Source organism: Clostridium sp. LS, assembly GCF_002760435.1.
Taxonomy (GTDB): domain Bacteria; phylum Bacillota; class Clostridia; order Clostridiales; family Clostridiaceae; genus Clostridium.
The window spans coordinates 51,605-71,622 of sequence record NZ_AUUU01000028.1 but is presented as its reverse complement, the minus strand read 5'-3'; the positions used below and the strand labels follow the sequence as shown (position 1 = coordinate 71,622).

Sequence of the window (20,018 nt, the reverse complement as noted above, 5' to 3'; positions counted from 1 at the left end):
AAAAATTCTAAAAACAGATAAATCAAGATTGTATTGTGGTAGTATGATAGAATTTGTTCTATGACTATCTAATTATATGTGTTCTCTAGGGGGGATAATTATAAAAAAGGTATTTTTATTTTCTATAATGTTAATATTCATAGCCAATTTAAGTGGTTGTTCATTAAGTGAAAAAAATAATGCAGAAAATCAGGGGAAGATAACGTTAACTATGTGGCATATATGGTCACAAACTACAATTGATGCTAATGGAAAGATTGTACAGGATACCGTAGAAGAGTGGAACAAGGCCAATCCAAACGTTCAAATTAAAGTTGAAGCAGTGGAAAACGAAAGATATAAGGCGAAAATAAAAACAGCTTTTGCCACAAATGAATTACCGGATATATTTTATTCTTGGGGAGGAGGTTTTAGTAAGCCATTTATAGAATCGGGAAAGGTATTAAATCTTAATGAATATTTAGATGAAGAGACAAAAGATAAGATCAATAAAGGAATGCTCAATAATATAACTTATGATAATAGCATATATGGATTACCAATGACCTTATCTGTTGGTACCTTTTATTGTAATACAAAGCTTTTTTCTGAAGCCAATATAAAAATACCAGATAACTATGATGAATTTATAGATGCTGTAAAGGCGTTTAAAAATAAAGGAATAACACCATTATTAGTTGGAGAAAAGGATAATTGGACAGGAATTCTTTACTACGATATGTTAGCACTGCGAGAAGGGGGAATAGGTGGAGTTAGTGACTCTAATACAGGCACAGAAAGAAGTAACTCTATATTAAAGGCAGCATATAAATTAAAAGAATTAGTGGATCTTAAAGCTTTTAATGAGTCAAGTTGGGAGCTTACAAGGGATGAATCTGAAATGCTTTTTAAGCGTGGAGAAATTCCTATGTATTTTACAGGAAATTGGTTTATCGGGGAATTAAAAAATGCAGAACCTTCTGTAAGAGACAATGTAATCGTTAAAACATTTCCCGTAATGAAAGAAGGTAAAGGAACTAGCAAGGAATTCTTAGGCGGAGCAGTAGATCATTTGATGATAAGCAATAATTCAAAATATAAAAAAGAAGCTGTTGCGGCAGCTGAGTTTATAGCAGAAGAAGTATCTAAAAAATACTATGAATTTGGTTCAGGTCTCCCTGCTTGGAATTATACTGATGATGCGAGTAATATAAATAAGCTATCTAAAGAATTAGAAGGACTAACAGAAAACGCATCATATAGCTTATATGGAGATATTTATTTAGGAGAAGAAAAAGGTAATAAGCACAAAGAATTAGTGCTTGAGCTATTTAAAGGTCAAATAAGTCCTGAAGATTTTGCAAAAGAAATGGAGAAAATAGAATGATGAGGATATGATTAAATGCATAAAATATTTCTTGTATTAAAGAATTTAAAGGATAAATATTTGAATTCAAAAATAAGTATGAAGATTATTATATATTTCTCAATAATCTTTATACTCTCAACGGTTATACTTACCTTTGCATATGGAAAGATAAATTCTATATATAACATGGAAAAGATGAAACAAAGTTCAGTTGAAGTTTTAGAAAGCGCTGAAACTAACACCAGTATGATAATCAATAATGTTGATGATATCTCAAAGATGATCATATCAAGTGACAATGTTCAAAGTACATTAAAAAAAGTTCATGAGCAAGGTAAAGAAGGGGATGATTATGATAATATTAGTAATTACTTAATACAGTATACAAACTTTAACTCTAATATATCTTCTATATATATATTAGATGACTTTGGAAATAAATATTATTCTGAAAATGTTTTTTATAAAGATTTTCAACTTGAAAGAATTAAAAATTCTGAATGGTATAATGAGCTACTAGAAGGTAAAGGTAAATATATATTAAAGTTAAATGGTGGAGGATTTTTTGAGGGAAATGGTAATAATTATGTATCTCTTATAAGAGTAATTAATGATATAAATACTGGTGAAAAAATTGGGATATTAATTATTAATATGAACGATAGTGCTTTTTACAATTTAAGCTTGAAATTAAGTAATCAGTATGGAACAAAATTAGTTATAAAAAATGAGAAAAATGAATTAATAACAGGTGCAGACATTGATTCAGAAATGTTAGACGCAATAGAAAAGGACAATTCTACCAATTCCAAAGTGGGATTTCTAGTAGAAAAAATAAAAGGAAAAGATTATATTATATCAAATCTCAAGACTCCAGAGTATAATTGGAAATTAGCCACTATAGCTCAGTATAGTGAATCGCCGCAGCAAACGAAATATACTAATTATTTTCTTCTATGTTTTAGTATCATAAATTTCTTATTAATTATTATTGGATCAATGGTAATATCTAAATTCATTACAAAACCTTTGAAAAAACTCAGTGAATCAATGAAGGATATTGAAAGTGGCGAGTTTAATATTGTTAAAATAAAAACTTATAATGATGAAGTGGGAGAATTAAAAAAGGGATATAATATTGCGATTTCTCAAATTAATTTACTTCTTGATAAAATACGTGAAGATGAAAAAATAAAAAGACAAAATGAACTGAATTTGTTAATGTCACAAATAAAACCTCATTTTCTATATAATACTTTTGATACTATTAACTCTCTAGCGTTATTAGGGAAAAATAGAACTATATACGAAATGATAAAAGCTTTAGGTAAGTTTTATAGAACAAGTTTAAATAATGGAAAGGATATTATTACTGTAAAAGAAGAAATAAATACGGTAAAAAGCTACCTGATCATTCAAAATATAAGGTATGAGAATATGTTTGAGGTTGAATATGATTTGGATCCACGCTGCGATGACTTTAGAATATTAAAATTAGTATTGCAGCCATTGGTTGAAAATTCTATTTATCACGGGATTAGAAGCAGCAAAGATAAAGGAAAGATAAGAATATCAACCTTTCAGGAAGAAGAGAAAGTTATATTGACTTTGGAAGATAACGGAATTGGTATGGATGAATCTCAAGTCAGAAATATAAATGAAAATATGACGACAGGTATTGGAGTAAGAACAACAAAGGAAAGATTAAGGGTATTTTATGGTGATGAATATGAGTTTATTGTTGAAAGTAAAAAAAATGTTGGTACTAAAATAACAATTAAGATGCCTAGAATCAGGAAGTAGATAAAGTTGCCTAACCAGTTATTTTAAAGGGAGGTAAGAGCTTATGAATAACAATATAAAAGTTATGATAATTGATGACGAACATCTTATAAGAGATCTAATAAAAAATTGCATTGATTGGAATGAAATCGGGATGAATATAATTGCTGAAGCCTCCAATGCGGTTGAGGGGTTAAACCTAATAAATAAAGAGAAGCCAGATATTATTTTGACAGATATTAATATGCCCATAACGGATGGTCTAGATATGAGTAAATGCATTTTAGAAAAACATCCTGATATTAAGGTGATTGTTATTACAGGTTACAATGAGTTTGAATATGCTAAAAGGAGCATAAAGATTGGGGTAAGTGATTTTATACTTAAACCTATAGATGAAGAGGAATTAAGGAATTCAGTTTTAAAGGTAAAAAGTGAGATTTTAACTGAGCATTTGAGGAAAAAAGAATATAAAGATATAAAAGAAAAGATGGTTGCGTTTAATAGCATAATAAATTTAAATAACGGTAATGAACCAGAGGATAAAAATTTAAGTATAGAACAAATCAAAAAATTTATAGTAAAAAATATATCTAATCGAGACTTATCCTTAAAGCTTGTAGCTGACTATTTTTATATTAATCCAAGTTATTTAAGCAGAGTTTTTAAGGAGAAAACTGATGAAACTTTTTCGGAATATATTGTAAATGCTAAAATAAAAATAGCTACTGAAATGCTAAAGAACCCAAATGCAAAAGCCTATGAAATCTCTAAAAAAGTTGGAATAGATGATCCTAATTATTTTAGTAACTGGTTTAAAAAATGTACTGGTTTATCCATAAAAGAATATAAAAAACAAAATTCATAGGAGTTAAATTTATAAATAAAAGTGTCTGCAAACTTATTAATAACATAAGGCAGACACTTTTTTATATACCTAATATTTTTCTTTTAGATGATAGGTGTTTCTATACTCCATTGGAGTCATTCCTACTATACCTTTAAAAGCTTTGGAGAAATTTCCTTGATCGCAAAAGCTGAGTTGTGCAGAAATTTCAAGGATGGTCTTGTCTGTGTTCTTTAGCAAAGTTTTAGCTCTATCTATTTTTATATTTTTAAAGTAGGTCATTATTGATACACCCATATTTTTCTTAAAGCATCTAGATATGTATCCTACAGAAACTTTTAGTTCATCAGATATTTCTTTAAGGCTCAAATGATCTTCCAAACGTATATATAAAAAACCAATAATTTTGTTTATGATAAAGTTATCAGTAACTTCAACAAAATTAATTAATATATCAAGATAAGAGGTAGCAATATTAATTTCTAATTTTTGAAGGAGTTCTAAACTATTTAAGGTCTGAATTGTTCTATAATATTTATTATATAAAGTATGAATAAACTGCTTTGACGTTCCCTGCTTAATTATTTCTCTAGCAAATATTACATTCCATATCATTAAATCATTTTTCTTAGTAGTAATAGGAATAAATTCTTTATTTTCATCCTTATGCTTTTGTTCGATTATGTTGAGAATTGCTTGTTTATCTTTTTGTTCCATTAAAAAAGTAATTTCATTGCTAAAAAAATAGCTATCAGAATCATAGGCATCATACATAGCGAATACCTCCCAAAATAAATGATGATTAAATTATAAATAAATTATAACCGAAAATATAGAACTTTGGGCATTTAGAAATAAAAAAGGTTAATTTAAGATAAATTAATAAATGTAAAGTTGTTATAATTAAGCTGTAATGATTGCAATCGTTTAACGAAGGGATTCTATTTATAATAATAATTGGAGGGGTTAAGATGCGTAAAAAATTGAAGATTATGGCTATGTTAGTTACAGGTATTTGTTTTACATCAATGCTTGGCGGATGTGGAAAATCATCTCAAGGCTCGTCTGAAAAGGATAGTAAAGAAATAGTGGTTTGGTCATATTTAATGGATAATGAAGTTGAAGAATTAAATAATATTGCTCAAGAATGGGCAAAAGAAAATGGAAAAAAAGTAAAAGTAATTAAAGATAATTCACCATTTCAGTCTTTTTTGCAAGCTGCAAATTCATCAAAAGGTCCGGATTTAGTTTTTGGATTAACTCATAACAACTTAGGAACATTTCATCAAGCTGGATTACTTGCAGAAGTTCCACAAGATTTTGCAAACAGAGATGATTATGTAAATAGTGCTGTTTGGGATGCTGTATCTTATGATGGAAAGGCATATGGTGTTCCATTGTCTATGGAAACTTATGCTTTATTCTACAACAAAGATAAGGTTAAAGAAGTTCCGAAAACAATTGAAGACTTAGTAAGTCAAGCAAAAGCTTATGGTCCATCTGGATTTCAATTTTCAATGAATGAGTTCTATTATGGTGCGGCTTTTGTTCAATCCTATGGTGGGTATATATTTGGAGGAGACAAAGGAAGTTTAAAAGTTGACGACATAGGGCTTGCAAATGATGGAGCAATTAAAGCTTATAAATTTTTGCAGGATTTAGTACAAAAGGACAAATTCATGCCAGCAGATATAACTGCTGATATAGCTAATAGTTCATTTAAATCAGGAAATGCAATATTTTATATAGGGGGACCTTGGGATATTAGTGGATTTAAAGATGCAGGTGTAAATTTCGGGGTAGTCAAGCTTCCGAAGATAAATGGAGTAGAAGCAAAAACACTAATGGGGGTGCAAGCTGGATTTGTAAGCAGCAAATCACCAATACAAGATGATGCATGGAAGTTAATGAAGTATTTAGCTAATAATTCAGGAGAAAGACTATACAAGATAGGAAATAGAATACCAGTGCTTAAGGCAGAATTAAATAAAGATGAGATAAAGAATAATGAATCTACACAAGGGTTTATATCACAAACAAATTCAGCGATACCAATTCCTAATATACCGGAAATTGAAGCTATATGGAAGCCTATGGATAACATGTCAAGAATATTAAATGGAGAAGATCCAGCTACAGTGGCTAAAGATATAGAAAAAGCAGTTCAGGACAATATTAAGGCTAGTAATAATTAGAGTACTTAAACGATTCCAAGCCTTAGTTTTGAATTATACAAGTAAATTATTAAACTAAGCTTGGAATAATATACATTAAAACATTAAGAGAGGGTGAGAATATGGCTAAAGCAAGAAAGAGTATTACATTAAGAAGTAGCATGCAGGGTTATAGATATCTTTCACCAGCTATAATAAGTATAGCTATATTAAGTGTATTACCAATGTTATATACAATATTTATAGCGTTTACTAATTATACATTAAAAAACCAGAATTATGGTTATGGCACTGCTAGTGGATGGAAAATGGTTGGGCTTTACCAGTTTCAACAGGTATTAGTGGGTCCCTTAAAAAGCGAATTTTTTCCACTGCTTGGATGGACGTTGATTTTTACAATAGTGTCTACATTGGGCGCATTTGCTATAGGACTAATTTTTGCTATGGCATTGTCAGACAAAAATATGAAAGAAGCTTTCATTTATAAAGGATTTTTAGTAATTCCATGGGCATTGCCTGGGGCAATAACAATAATTTCATTTAAAGGACTATTTAATAGTCAATATGGAGCCATTAATAGTATTTTAATGCAATTCCACTTAATTAATGACCCTATTTTATGGTTAACTACTCCAATGGCAGCAAGAGTGGCTGTTATTATAGTAAACTTGTGGTTGGGTTTTCCTTATATGATGAATATTTGTATTGGTGCGTTAACAGCAATACCGGATACTTATTATGAAGCGGCAAATATTGACGGAGCAAGCAGATGGCAAAAATTTAAAAAGATAACATTGCCATCACTAGCAAGTGTCTCATATCCACTTTTGATATCAAATTTTGCATTTAATTTTAACAATTTTAATGCTGCTTATTTGTTAACTGAGGGAGGACCGGCAAAAGCAGGTTCATCTTTCGCTGGATGGACTGATATTATAGGTTCTGCAACTTTTAAAATGTCAGTAGATAAAGGTAATTTTGGCCTTGGAGCAGCTATGTCTATACTATTATTTGTAATAATAGGTACATTATCACTTATTAATATGAAGATTTCAGGACAATTTAAGGAGGTGGAAAACTGATGGAAAAAGTTAATGTAAATACAGATAAACAATCTATATTATTGGAGGAAAAACTAGTATATAAGAAGAGAATTACTAGTACGGAAAGAATAGAGTTATGGGGAAAGCGCATATTTTTAATAGCATCTATAATAATAGTAATATTTCCTGTGTTTGCCATTATATCAGCATCGCTTTCCACCGGAACAAGCTTCATGCAAAAAAACCTTATTCCATCGACTATAACTTTTGAAAATTACAAAAAGGCTTTAGATGATAATGTTGGATTTATTAAGTGGATGGCTAATACTACTTTTGTAGCAGTACTAGTATCGACTATCCAATTGGCAATGACATTACCAGCAGCATTTGCCTTTTCAAGGTTGAAATTTAAAGGTAGAAAAAAAGGATTGATGTTGCTATTAATACTTCAAATGTTTCCAACAGTAATGAGTGTACCTGCAATATTAGCAGTTGCATATAAAGTTTCTTTTGGAATGGATAATTTAATATTTTTATCATTAATACTTTCTGCTGGAAGTGCGTATAATATTTGGCTAATGAAAGGATACATTGATGGTCTTCCTAAAGAATTAGACGAAGCAGCTAGAGTTGATGGTGCTAGTATGTGGAAAGTATTTACCAAAATAATACTACCATTAACTAAATCTATGGCAGTAGTAATCTTTTTCTTTTCGTTCATTGCAGTATACGGAGAATTTGTATTTTCAGCGTCATTACTAAAGGATAAAGATCTTAAAACACTGGTAATAGGATTAAGGTCATTTACAGCAGGAAAACTAACAGATTGGCCTATGTATTCAGCTTGTTCAATAATGGTTTCTGTTCCGCTCGCAATACTTTTTGTAGCTATTCAAAAGTTTATATCTAAAGGTTTAGTTTCAGGTGCAGTAAAAGAATAAGATGTTTTTAGGAATTGCATAATGGAGGAGGAATTTTAAATTGAATAAACATGCAATATACCATATATTAGATACACCATACGCATATGCAAAAGATATCAATACGTTATCAGTCACATTGAGAGCTGCTAAAGATGATATAAAAATATGCAGAATACACTATAAAAACCGATATGATTGGGAAAATGATTTTAATATAGAAGAAATGAAAATTAAAGATACAAATAGTTTATTTGATTTTTTTGCAGCTGATATCTCTGTTAAGAGAAATAGATACAGATATTTCATTGAACTAGTCGACAATGAAGGCAATAGATTCTTTTTGGATGAAAGAGGACTTAGAACAAATGAAATCAAAAGAAAAGAAGCAACGGCTTTTCAGTATCCGTATATAGCAAAACCAGATGTGTATTGTGAGGAAAAGTGGCTTCAAGAATCGGTGGCTTATCAAATTTTTGTAGATCGCTTTTGCAATGGAGATAAAAGTAATGATCCTAAAAATACTGTAGAATGGGGCGGAGATGTAACTGTAACATCGATGTTTGGAGGTGATTTGCAGGGGATTATTAACAAACTGGATTATTTAGAAGATTTAGGAGTAAATTTAATATATTTAACACCAATATTCAAATCTTCTTCAAATCATAAATATAATACTGCTGATTACTATAAGATTGATGCTCAATTTGGCGATGTAGAAAAAGTAAAGGAATTAGTTGAGAAATGTCATGAAAGAAAGATAAAGATAATTTTAGATGCGGTATTTAATCATTCGGGGGCTGACTTTTTTGCTTTTAAAGATGTACTTATAAATCAAGAAAAATCTAAATATAAAGATTGGTATTTCATTGATAGCTTTCCAGTAGACCTACAGAAAGTAAATTATTATACCTTTGCTGAAGATGTTTCAACAATGCCAAAGTTTAATACAGATAATGAAGAGGTAAAAAAGTATTTATTGGATGTAGCTAAATATTGGATAGATGAAATTGGAATAGATGGCTGGAGACTTGATGTATGCGATGAAGTAGACCATGATTTTTGGAGAGAATTTAAAAAAGTTGTAAAGGAACATAAGAAGGAAGCTATAATTATTGGAGAAATTATGCATGAAGCCAGTTCATTTTTAAAGGGAGATCAACTTGATGGAATTATGAATTATCCTTTTAAAGGTGCGTTGATAGACTTTTTTGGTAATAGAACAATAGATGCAGAGCTATTTGATGAGATATTATCTATAAATAGAAATATATATATGGATAGTATAACAAGGCAAATGTGGAATTTAATTGGGAGTCATGATACACAAAGATTTCTAACAGAATGCGATGAAAAAATTGAGCGGATGAAATTAGCAATTGCATTTCAGTTCACATACATAGGAGTTCCATATATATATTATGGAGATGAAGTGGGACTGAATGGCGGTGAGGAGCCTCAGTCAAGAAAATGTATGATATGGGAAGAGAAAAATCAAAATAAAGAATTGCTTAATTTCTATAAAAAGCTTATTTCAATTAGAAAAAATAATCAGATTCTGGTATATGGAACATATAGGACATTATATTGTGAAGGAAATACATTGGTTTTCGAAAGAGAACATAATAATGAAAAAATAATTGTAGCAATTAATAATGATTATAAGGACAACCTAATTCATTTACCTATGAGTGCTAAGGTTGAAGATATATTTATGTCTGAGCTGTTGCGTATTGATAATAAAATATATCTAGAATCTATGGGTTTTAGAATATTTAAAATAATTGAATAAGGAAGTTGTACAGATTAAATAATTTAAGGTATATATCTAATAAAGTTGAGTTAGATATATGCCTTTTTATATACATGTGGAATGAATAAAATAATTATAAAGTGAGTAGGATTCTCATAACTGAGTGGAGATGAATAGTATTATTCAGAATTTAAAATGGAATAAGCAATAAGAATAAAAAAAACAAAGTGACAGATAATAAAATAACAAGGAGGAGATGCTAGTATGTTTAAGGAATTTAAGGAATTTGCTATGAAAGGAAATATGGCAGGCTTAGCAGTTGGTGTTGTTATAGGTGGGGCTTTTAGTAAAATTGTAACTTCTTTAGTTAATGATATTATAATGCCGTTAGCAGGATTACTTATGGGGAAAGTTGATTTCTCTAATTTGTTTATTGCGCTGGGAGGCGGAAATTATAAAACTTTACAAGAAGCCAAAGATGCAGGTGTTCCAACTTTGAATTATGGTATTTTTATAAATAATATAATAGATTTTTTAATTGTAGCTTTTTCGATTTTTATTATTATACAGCAAATAAGTAAGTTATCAAAAAAGAAAGGGGGAAATATTCTTTCTGATAAGAAAAAATGTAAATATTGCTTCACAGAAATAGATCAAAAAGCAACAAAATGTCCTAATTGTACATCAGAACTTAAATAAATTACAGATAATAATAATCTTAACGAATGCAGAAAAATGAAAGAAAAAAAAATAATAATTTCATATTTATCAGAAAAAATAACTTGTAATTATGTTAAAAATCATGTAAAAATTAATAGAAAATATAAATAATATGTGTTAAATAGTAAGAAATGTGTTATAATCTATTGTATTGATTTCAAATAAGGAAAACTTCATTATGACAAAATATGAGTTGTGAAAATTGCAATAATCTATCTCATAGTAATTTGGTTTGCTAAAATATAATTCATATATAGATAAAAATTTAATAAAACAAAGGAGTTGTGTTTTAATTGGGGAAAAAATTTAAAAGAGTACTAGTTGCAAACAGAGGCGAAATAGCAATAAGAATTTTTAGGGCTTGTCATGAACTTGGTATAAGAACAGTGGCTATATATACTGAAGAAGATAAGTTCGCACTTTTCAGAACAAAGGCTCATGAAGCATATCAAATCGGAAAGAATAAGGGGCCGGTTGAAGCTTATTTAAACATTGACGAAATAATAAATCTTGCATTAAAAAAGCATGTGGATGCTATACATCCAGGATATGGATTTTTATCTGAAAATGCTGATTTTGCGAGAAGATGTGAAGAAGTAGGAATTGAATTTATAGGACCAAAATCAGAAATGATGGAAAGTCTAGGGGATAAGATTCAATCAAAAATAGCTGCAAAAAAAGCTGGTGTTCCAGTAATACCAGGTTTAGATAAAGCAATATCGTCAGAAGAGGAAGCAGTTGAAGTTGCCAAAATGTGTGGATATCCTGTTATGGTAAAAGCTGCTGCTGGTGGTGGCGGTAGAGGTATGAGAATAGTAAGAGGTGAAGATGAACTTCTTACAGCTTTTAGAAGTGCTAAAAATGAAGCTAAAAAAGCTTTTGGTATAGATGATATGTTCATTGAAAAATACATAGAAGGGCCTAAGCATATTGAAATCCAAGTATTGGGAGATAAATATGGTAATATAGTGCATCTTTATGAAAGAGATTGTTCTATTCAAAGAAGACATCAAAAGGTTATAGAAATTGCTCCAGCATTATCTTTAACTCAAGAGAAAAGAGAAGAAATATGTGCGGATGCATTAAAAATAGCTAAATCTGTAAGTTACAGAAGTGCAGGAACTTTAGAATTCTTAGTTGATATGCACGGTAATCATTACTTCATAGAAATGAATCCTAGAGTTCAAGTTGAACATACTATAACTGAAATGACTACGGGAATAGATATAGTTCAAAGTCAAATTTTAATAGCAGAAGGCTTTAAATTAGATTCTGAAGAAATAGGTATACATTCTCAAGATGATATAAAACCAAGAGGATATGCAATTCAATGTAGGGTAACTACTGAAGATCCTTCAAACAACTTCTCTCCAGACACAGGAAAGATTGATGTTTATAGAACTGGATCTGGTTTTGGTATAAGACTTGATGGAGGAAACGGATATAGTGGAGCTGTAATTAGTCCATATTATGATAGTTTACTTGTGAAAAGTACTGCATATTCAAGAACTTTTGAGGATGCGGTTAGGAAATCTGTTCGTGCAATTAAAGAATTAACTATTACAGGAGTTAAGACTAATGTAGATTTCTTAATAAACGTATTAAACAATGAAAAGTTTAAAAAAGGTGAATGCGATACTAACTTTATAGCTGATAATCCACAATTGTTTGATATAACAGCAAGAACTGATGAAGAATCTAGAATATTAAAATTCATTGGTGAAAAAGTTGTAAATGAAACTAAAGGAAATAAAAAGGAATATGATGTGCCAGATATTCCGGCTATAACTTCTTTAGATGGATTAAGTGGTACTAAGCAAATCTTAGATGCTGAAGGTCCAGAGGGAGTAGTTAAATGGATAAAGAATCAAAAGAAACTACTTCTTACCGATACAACAATGAGAGATGCTCAACAATCATTAATGGCAACTCGTGTTAGAACTCAAGACATGAAGAACATTGCAAAAGCAACAGCCGTATATGGAAATGATTTATTCTCTCTTGAAATGTGGGGAGGAGCTACTTTTGATACTGCTTACAGATTCTTGAAGGAATCTCCATGGAAGAGACTTGAATCTTTAAGAAAGAGGATTCCAAATGTAATGTTCCAAATGCTTATTAGGGGAGCAAATGCTGTAGGATATAAGAATTATCCTGATAATGTTATAAGAGAGTTTATAAAAGAATCAGCTGACAGTGGAATAGATGTATTTAGAATTTTTGACTCACTTAACTGGTTAAAAGGTATAGAAGTATCTTTAGATGAAGTTTTAAAGTGTAATAAAGTAGCTGAAGTTGCATTATGTTATACTGGTGATATTTTAGATGAAACAAGAGATAAATATAGCTTAAAGTATTATGTAGATAAGGCTAAGGAAATTGAAAAGATGGGTGCACATATACTTGCAATAAAGGATATGTCAGCATTACTTAAACCTTATGCAGCTAAAAAGCTTATAACTGCATTAAAGGATGAAATTTCAATTCCAATACATCTTCATACTCATGATACTACAGGTAATGGTGTTGCTACAGTATTAATGGCAGCAGATGCTGGAGTTGATATAGTTGATACAACTTTCAATAGTATGTCGGGACTTACAAGCCAACCAGCTCTAAACTCAATAGTAGCAGCTCTTGGAAATACAAGTAGAAATACAGGTATAGATTTAAGTGGAATTCAAAAGATATCTGACTACTGGGATACTGTAAGACCAGTTTACAGTCAATTTGAATCAGACTTAAAATCAGGAAGTGCTGAAATTTATAAGTTCGAGATTCCTGGTGGACAATACTCAAACTTAAAACCACAAGTTGAAAGCTTTGGACTTGGTCACAGATTCAATGATGTAAAAAATATGTATAAAGAAGTAAATAATATGCTTGGGGATATTATTAAGGTTACTCCATCATCAAAGATGGTTGGAGATTTGGCGATATTTATGGTACAAAATGATTTGACTAGTGAAAATATAGTTGAAAAAGCTAAGAATATGGCATTCCCAGATTCTGTAGTTTCATATTTTAAAGGAATGATGGGTCAACCAGAAGGCGGGTTCCCTGAAGCGTTACAAGAAATTGTATTAAAGGGAGAAGAACCTATAACTGTTAGACCTGGGGAATTATTACCACCAGAAGATTTTGATAAGATTGAGGCATACTTAAAAGAAAAGTATAGATTTACTCCATGTAAAAAAGATATAATAAGCTATGCGTTATATCCAGATGTATTTGAAGCATATATTAAATCTATTTTAGAGTATGGTGATGTTAGTCGTATGGGTAGTGATGTGTTCTTCCACGGACTTGCTGAAGGAGAAACTAGTGAAATTGAAATTGCAGAAGGGAAGACTATGATTGTCCAATTAATTAAAATTGGAGACCTTGATTCTGAAGGAAATAGAGCATTAGATTTTGAAATTAATGGAAACAGAAGAGAGATTAAAATAAAAGATAAAACGGAGAGAATTATTAATAATCAAGGTGCAGATAGCGGATCTAAAATGGCTGACCCTGATAATAAGTTAGAAATCGGAGCAAGTATTCCTGGAACTATTATTAAAGTACTTGCTAAAGAGGGAGATAGCGTTAAAGAAGGAGATAGCTTACTTGTAATAGAAGCAATGAAGATGGAGACAAATATTGTTGCATCTGCTACAGGAACTATTGAGTCAGTATTAGTAGCTGAAGGTCAACAAGTTAAAACTGGTGAATTATTAGTAAAAATAAAATAATAAATTTAACATTTATTTAAAGTAAAAGGTGCAAAATACATTAGAGCATTTAAGTTGGAATGTATTTTGTACCTTTATTTTTTTAATTATGTAATGCTATGAAAAATCTTAGTTATGTTATTGACATCTAAAGGCTGGGATATAAGAATTTCAATATTCTACAAAATATACAATGTTATATTGAAGGATTGAGAAAAATAGGATATTATAAATTTATGGGTTTACATAATAGGGAATGTTTAGGGTATGTTATAATTAAATTAAATAACATGTTTTAAATGTTTAGAAAAAGGCGTAAAATTATTTCTTGAATTTACTCTAGGTATTAGTCAGAAGTTCAGTCATAATTTTGAATTTTTAGGAGGGGTATTGTGAAATTAAAATGGAAGATATCAATAATAATTTCAATAGTACTTATTGCTTTCTCAACAGCATTGGGATTTGTCGTTTATAATAAAGTAATAAATATACTAAACATGAATATAGAAAAAGAACTTGATTCTAGTATGAGTATGCTTACAATAGTTTTCGATGAAAAATACCCGGGTGATTGGGAAGTAAAGGGTGAAGACTTATATAAGGGAAATATAAAAATAAATAATGATTTTAAAGTAGTTGATGAGATTAAGGATAAAACAAATATGTATGCAACTATTTTTATGAATGACACTAGAATAACAACTAATATTATTGATAAGAGTGGAAAGAGGAGTATAGGAACAAAAGCCAATGATCAAGTTATTGAAACAGTATTAAAAAATGGGAAAACTTATGAAGGTAAGGTTAATATAACTGGAATAGATGTACAAGGATATTATGTACCAATAAAAGATACAAAGAGCAAGATTATTGGAATGTATTTTGTTGGTGTATCATATGAACAAATATTAAATGAGACCAGAAACCTAGCTATTAATATTGCGATTATAAGTGCTATAATACTCATAATCGGGGTTTTAATATCCATAGCTATTGCTAAATATATTACTAAAGATTTAGAAACGGTTAAAAAAGATATTAATTTTTTTGCCAAGGGTGATTTTAGTATAGAGCTAAATCAAAAAGCATTGAGGAGAAAAGATGAAATAGGATACATTGGTAAAGCTATAGAGTCAATGCAAAGTGGAATAAAATCAATTATTGGTGATGTGCTAACAGAAACTGATATAATCGGAGAAAAAATAAGTAATACTAATGTTCAATTAAATAAATTGCAAATAGATATAGAAAGTATTTCTGCAACAACACAGCAATTATCAGCGGGATTAGAAGAAACATCAGCTTCAACTCACGAAATGAATGAAACAGCTGCTGATATTGAAATTTATATTGAAGAAACAACTGTTAAGGCTAAAGAGGGAAAAGAAGCGGCCAAAAAGATTAAACAAAGAGCCGAAGAATTAAAAATAAAAGCTTTATCTTCAAACGAAAAAGCAAAAAGCGTATATAACAGAACTCATGAGAGTATGATGGAATCTATAGAGAAAACAAAGGCTATAGAGAAAATTAAGATATTATCAGATGCAATATTAAGTATATCTGAACAAACAAACTTGTTAGCATTAAATGCAGCCATTGAAGCAGCTAGAGCAGGGGAGGCTGGAAAAGGCTTTACTGTAGTTGCAGAGGAGGTGCGTAAGCTGGCAGAAAATTCAAAAGAAGCAGCAGGTGAAATACAAAGTATGACTAAAATGGTAATTGAATCTGTGGATGGCTTAGTTTTAGAATCAAAAAATATGCTACAGTTTATTGATGTTAATGTATTGAAAGATTATGAGACTCTTGTTGAAACTGGAGAACAATACAGCAATGATGCAACATTTGTTGATAGCTTGGTTTCTGATTTTTCGAATACAGCAGAGAATCTAAATGAGTCTATAAACAATATCGTACATATGATAAATGAAATAAGCAGTGCTGCTAGTGAAGGTGCAAATGGGTCAACTAATATAGCAGGAAAAACTATAGATATAGCTAACAGTGTAAGAGAAATAGTAATGCAGGCAGAGCTTACAAAAGAAAGTTCAAATAGACTTTTGGAAGAGGTTCGGGAGTTTAAAGTGTAATAAGAATTAAAATTTTTATTATGGGCTTTACTTTAAATAATACAATATTAGCGCATATTACTTATATAGTATGCGCTATGTATTTATATCTAAAAATGATAATAATATAAACTAATTCTAGTGTAAAATCTTCATAATATCTTCATAAGTTTTTTATAAAATTACAGAGTATAAAGATTAGAAAGATTTTGAGGAGGTTTTATATTATGAATGACATGACTCACTACATGGAGCTACTGGCGCAGAATCAGCCATGGAATCTAATTATATTTATGGCTATTCCTGTTATTTGTGCTGAAACAATTGCTATTACAGAACTAATGGTGCTATTTAAAAGGGATTTTACAGGCACTGCAAGAAGAGTTAATAAAGCAACTGGAATTTTTGCGGGTTTTTATTTTTTAGGTATTTTTATTTACTTATTAATAAATGCTGTAATACCTCTTACTACTTCAGGAGGATGGAGAGGTATTATAGATGTAATTGCTGTAGGTTTTTATCTTTCAGGAATAGTACCGTTGTTTGGAATTAGTTTATTAGAAATCGGACTTATATCAAAAAATAAATCTGAAACAGATAAATTAAAGCTTCACGCTATTTTGGTGGGAATTTTCCTTGTAGTAGCACACGTGGCTATGATTTTTGGAATGTTAAATCCTAGTTTGATGACCATGAAGATGCCTATGTAATATTGGAATGAGCGAGTTGATGTTAGCTTTAATTTTCGAAATTGAATTATGATTTGAAGATAGGATAAAAGATTGGATATTTTATCCTATTTTTAATTATAGGAAATATAATTTTTATAAATTAAGGTTGTAATTTTAAATGTACTTATATCCCCAAAATCATTTACATAGAAAAGTAAAACTGTTACTATAAATATGAGGGTATTTTTATATTAATTTGTAATATTTACGAAGATTACCCAAGTTAAAAAGCATAAAACATGTAAGGAGTAGTAGTTACTTATGCCAAATATGATGCAGATATTAAGAAGTCAGGGCTTTAAGAGATTCATAACATTATTAATAGTATTCTTGTTCCTATATGTAATGAAAAGTATGATTAGTTTAATGCTGTTAACCTTTGTATTTACATATTTAATTGACAATGTTTCAAATTTCTTGATAAGGAAGTTTGAGGGGAAAATAAAAATAAATTATAAATTGATGATATTAGCAGTTTCTTTATTTGTAACAGCAATGTTATTTATAATAATAATTGATTTTTTACCTTTAGTTATACATGAATTTAGGCAAGTTGTCAGACAAATAAATGATATATATGGATCGACACAAAATAACGAATTTATTAATTTAATAAAAGAAAGACTTGATAGAATTTATGCTACAGTTTTTTCTACAGAAGGAATTAATTATATAATGCAATCTATTTCAAATATAGGAAGAATAGGAATTAATATTTTAATTGCTTTAATTTTGAGTATATTTTTCCTTTTGGAAAAAGGAAAAATAATTAATTTTGCGTATAAGTTTAAACAAAGTAAGATATCAGGTATTTGTAGTGAACTTGAATTCTTTTGGGGAAAGTTTATATCTTCTTTTGGTAAGGTTATTGAAGTTCAGATTCTTATTGCAACAATTAATGGGTTACTTTCTATTATTGGATTGGGGATAATTGGATTTCCACATTTATTAGGGTTTGGAGTTATGGTAATGCTTCTTGGACTTATTCCTGTAGCTGGAGTAATAATATCATTGGTGCCTTTGAGTATAGTTGCTTTTAATGGCGGTGGATTAGTGAAGGTAGTATATGTTCTTATAATGATAGTATTATTACATGCATTTGAGGCATACATTTTAAATCCAAAATTAATGTCTTCAAAAACAAAGTTACCTATATTTTTTACTTTGAGCGTACTTTTAGTAGCTGAGCATCTTGCTGGTGTTTTAGGATTAATTATTGGTATTCCAGTTTTTATGTTTATACTAGATATAATTGAGGTTCCGTATGTTGACATAATAACAAAAGAGAAAAAGGAAGAATGAGATTGAACTTTTTATATTTTATTCAGGATTTAAGGAAGAATTTATTACACAATATTCTGAATTTTATTGAGTATTGCTGAATTTTAAAATATAATGATAATAAGGTTAATTCACAAAAGATATATAAATTGACTTTTTATAGTTATATTTTATAAGTTTAGATTTGAAGGCTATATGTACTAATGATATGTGGGTTAATTGGGAGTTTATTAACAAAAGGGTAGGTGGATTTATGAAGAATGTAAATATTGTTATAGTTGATGATTCTCCTTTTCAAATCGCTTTACTAAGGGATTTGTTAACAGAGAATGGGTTTAATGTTGTAGGTGAAGCGGGTTCCCTGGAAGAAACAATTGAGGTAGTTAGTAGAACCAATCCAGATCTAGTTACAATGGATATGACAATTCCAGGCACAGATGGCTTTGAATGCACTAGAGAAATTCATAAAATAAATCCTAATATTAAAGTGATAATTGTAAGTTCTATGATGGACGATGAAATTGTAAGGAAAGCTAAAAAGACACATGTAAGTGGATATGCTCAAAAGCCAGTTGATCCTGAGGAATTGACACTATTAATTAATAGGGTTATGGCAGATGAACAGTTATTTTCTGAACTAGAGGAATTGTATTCAGCAGTCTTTAAAGAAGCGTTATTGGATGTTTTTAATAAACTCACTAAAACGGTGCCAGAAATTACAAATGAAAGTAACGAGAATGTAGAGAAAGTTAGTCATGGTATCTCAATTGTTATGGGTATTATAGGAAAGTATTCAGGTAGAATAATTTTTGATGTATCCTTTGAAACTGCACAAAACATGGCTAAATCATTGCTTAAAAGAGAACCTAAAAGCAATGAGGAAATTCTAAATGTAATGTCCGAGCTATCTAATATGGCAGCAGGAAACGCATGTTCAATGATTAATAAGAAGAACAAGGTGTTCGGGTTAAGGGTTGCGCCGCCAACTACTTTTCATGGGGAATCAATTAATATATCAAAAGCGGAATTAGAAATTACATACTCTGCTAATGCAAGAACGCAATTCGGAGATTTATCAATAAGTATAGGCTTTGGAAGAGGTGAAGGGGAATGGATGTCAATTATTTAAATCCTATATTAAGTTCCTTTTCAAGTGTAATGCCTCAATTGGGGCTGCCAAACGTTGAAAAAAAGGAAATAAGCTTAAAAGGTAGATTTATAGAAAGTCCAGGAGTTGTAATTATCGTTGGTATTATTGGAGATATTAGAGGTAATGTAATTTATGGATTAAGTGTAGAAGATGCGAAAAAAATCGCATCAATAATGATGATGGGGATGCCGGTAGAAAATTTTGATGAATTAGCTCAAAGTGCAATATCAGAACTTACAAATATGATAACTGCAACAGTGGCAACTAATTTTTCAAAAGAAAATATTAATATAAATATATCTACACCAACCCTTGTTCATGGAAAATTCACTGCAAATGCAAGTTCAGATAAAGTTGTTTGTGTGCAAATGGCAGTCGGAGACATGCTTATCGATGTTAATATTTCAATGGAGAAAAATACAATTTAAAATGTATAATGAGAAAAAACCATTTATGATTTTAAAATTATAAATGGTTTTATTTGAAATTA

Annotated in this window: 15 protein-coding genes; 14 read left to right on the top strand and 1 reads right to left on the bottom strand. The window is 29.8% G+C overall.

Annotated features, from left to right (window positions below):
- Positions 1-127 precede the first annotated feature (127 nt).
- The 3 genes from COL3_RS07305 to COL3_RS07295 all read left to right on the top strand — a co-directional run bounded on the left by COL3_RS07305 (position 128) and on the right by COL3_RS07295 (position 3,998).
- Positions 128-1,366 (top strand): extracellular solute-binding protein, encoded by a 1,239-nt coding sequence (locus tag COL3_RS07305; protein WP_242982114.1) that lies wholly within the window; start codon positions 128-130, stop codon positions 1,364-1,366.
- A gap of 168 nt (positions 1,367-1,534) precedes the next feature.
- Positions 1,535-3,151: a sensor histidine kinase gene (locus tag COL3_RS07300; protein ID WP_242982113.1), complete on the top strand. Its 1,617-nt coding sequence runs from the start codon at positions 1,535-1,537 to the stop codon at positions 3,149-3,151.
- Between the two features lie 43 nt (positions 3,152-3,194).
- Positions 3,195-3,998 (top strand): response regulator, encoded by an 804-nt coding sequence (locus tag COL3_RS07295; RefSeq protein ID WP_008418848.1) that lies wholly within the window; start codon positions 3,195-3,197, stop codon positions 3,996-3,998.
- 69 nt (positions 3,999-4,067) lie between these two features.
- Here the strand turns inward: COL3_RS07295 and COL3_RS07290 are convergent, their stop codons facing one another.
- Complete coding sequence (locus tag COL3_RS07290) at positions 4,068-4,751, bottom strand: AraC family transcriptional regulator (protein ID WP_008418850.1); 684 nt, start codon at positions 4,749-4,751, stop codon at positions 4,068-4,070.
- 197 nt (positions 4,752-4,948) lie between these two features.
- On the opposite strand from COL3_RS07290, the gene COL3_RS07285 reads away from it, so the two are divergent.
- From COL3_RS07285 to COL3_RS07235, 11 genes are all read left to right on the top strand, one after another.
- Positions 4,949-6,172 carry a maltose ABC transporter substrate-binding protein gene (locus COL3_RS07285; protein ID WP_008418852.1) on the top strand — a complete coding sequence of 408 codons (1,224 nt, stop codon included), beginning with the start codon at positions 4,949-4,951 and terminating at the stop codon, positions 6,170-6,172.
- 101 nt (positions 6,173-6,273) lie between these two features.
- Positions 6,274-7,233, top strand: coding sequence for a sugar ABC transporter permease (locus tag COL3_RS07280; protein ID WP_008418854.1), 960 nt, complete (start codon positions 6,274-6,276; stop codon positions 7,231-7,233).
- Entirely contained in the window at positions 7,233-8,135 is a 903-nt protein-coding gene (locus tag COL3_RS07275) for an ABC transporter permease subunit (protein WP_008418856.1), read from the top strand. Before COL3_RS07280 ends, COL3_RS07275 begins: the two co-directional genes overlap by 1 nt.
- Positions 8,136-8,175: 40 nt before the next feature.
- Positions 8,176-9,906, top strand: coding sequence for a glycoside hydrolase family 13 protein (locus tag COL3_RS07270; protein WP_008418858.1), 1,731 nt, complete (start codon positions 8,176-8,178; stop codon positions 9,904-9,906).
- A 225-nt stretch (positions 9,907-10,131) separates the two neighbouring features.
- Positions 10,132-10,566 carry a large conductance mechanosensitive channel protein MscL gene (gene mscL / locus COL3_RS07265; RefSeq protein ID WP_008418860.1) on the top strand — a complete coding sequence of 145 codons (435 nt, stop codon included), beginning with the start codon at positions 10,132-10,134 and terminating at the stop codon, positions 10,564-10,566.
- A 314-nt stretch (positions 10,567-10,880) separates the two neighbouring features.
- Positions 10,881-14,321: a pyruvate carboxylase gene (locus tag COL3_RS07260; RefSeq protein WP_008418863.1), complete on the top strand. Its 3,441-nt coding sequence runs from the start codon at positions 10,881-10,883 to the stop codon at positions 14,319-14,321.
- 371 nt (positions 14,322-14,692) lie between these two features.
- A complete protein-coding gene (locus tag COL3_RS07255) occupies positions 14,693-16,387 on the top strand; it encodes a methyl-accepting chemotaxis protein (RefSeq protein WP_008418865.1) in 1,695 nt (564 codons plus the stop codon).
- 206 nt (positions 16,388-16,593) lie between these two features.
- A complete protein-coding gene (locus COL3_RS07250; RefSeq protein WP_008418867.1) occupies positions 16,594-17,076 on the top strand; it encodes a DUF6803 family protein in 483 nt (160 codons plus the stop codon).
- 282 nt (positions 17,077-17,358) lie between these two features.
- Positions 17,359-18,399, top strand: coding sequence for an AI-2E family transporter (locus COL3_RS07245; protein ID WP_008418869.1), 1,041 nt, complete (start codon positions 17,359-17,361; stop codon positions 18,397-18,399).
- Between the two features lie 232 nt (positions 18,400-18,631).
- Positions 18,632-19,507, top strand: coding sequence for a response regulator (locus COL3_RS07240; protein ID WP_008418872.1), 876 nt, complete (start codon positions 18,632-18,634; stop codon positions 19,505-19,507).
- Positions 19,489-19,956, top strand: a complete 468-nt coding sequence (locus tag COL3_RS07235; protein WP_008418873.1) for a chemotaxis protein CheX — start codon at positions 19,489-19,491, stop codon at positions 19,954-19,956. Before COL3_RS07240 ends, COL3_RS07235 begins: the two co-directional genes overlap by 19 nt.
- Positions 19,957-20,018: the final 62 nt, after the last annotated feature.